We start from the raw sequence: 486 nt of genomic DNA on the forward strand, positions 1-486 counted from the left end.
GCTTACGGCTCCCCGAGGCATTTCGTCGTTCGCCACGTCCTTCTTCGGCTCCTAGTGCCTAGGCATCCTCCGTGTGCTCTTTCTAGCTTAACCTAGAAAAAAACATTTGAAAATTTCGTGCAACCCGAAGGTTACACAACCTAAGTTCTTACTTTACGTTTTGTTTCGTTATCTAGTTTTCAAGGAACAAATGGAGCCAAGCGGGATCGAACCGCTGACCTCCTGCTTGCAAGGCAGGCGCTCTCCCAGCTGAGCTATGGCCCCATATTGATGATTGTTCATACACTTCCTAAGAAGTGCACAAGCTCCATCAAAACTGAACAAATAGAATGGCAATCAGCGATTTGTGTGCTAAGCACACTTGACTGGGTCGTTCTCAGACCCGAGTCTCCATAGAAAGGAGGTGATCCAGCCGCACCTTCCGATACGGCTACCTTGTTACGACTTCACCCCAATCATCTACCCCACCTTCGGCGGCTGGCTCCC

At 49.8% G+C, this 486-nt stretch carries 1 tRNA gene and 2 rRNA genes; all 3 read right to left on the reverse strand.

The window, feature by feature from the left end:
- A 23S ribosomal RNA gene (locus tag GQF01_RS26430) occupies window positions 1–93 on the reverse strand; the annotation flags it as partial.
- Between the two features lie 98 nt (window positions 94–191).
- A tRNA-Ala gene (locus tag GQF01_RS26435) sits at window positions 192–264 on the reverse strand.
- Window positions 265–396: 132 nt separating this feature from the next.
- Window positions 397–486, reverse strand: a 16S ribosomal RNA gene (locus GQF01_RS26440); the annotation flags it as partial.

Origin of the sequence: Paenibacillus silvestris (genome assembly GCF_009882985.1) — a bacterium.
GTDB lineage: Bacteria > Bacillota > Bacilli > Paenibacillales > NBRC-103111 > Paenibacillus_E > Paenibacillus_E silvestris.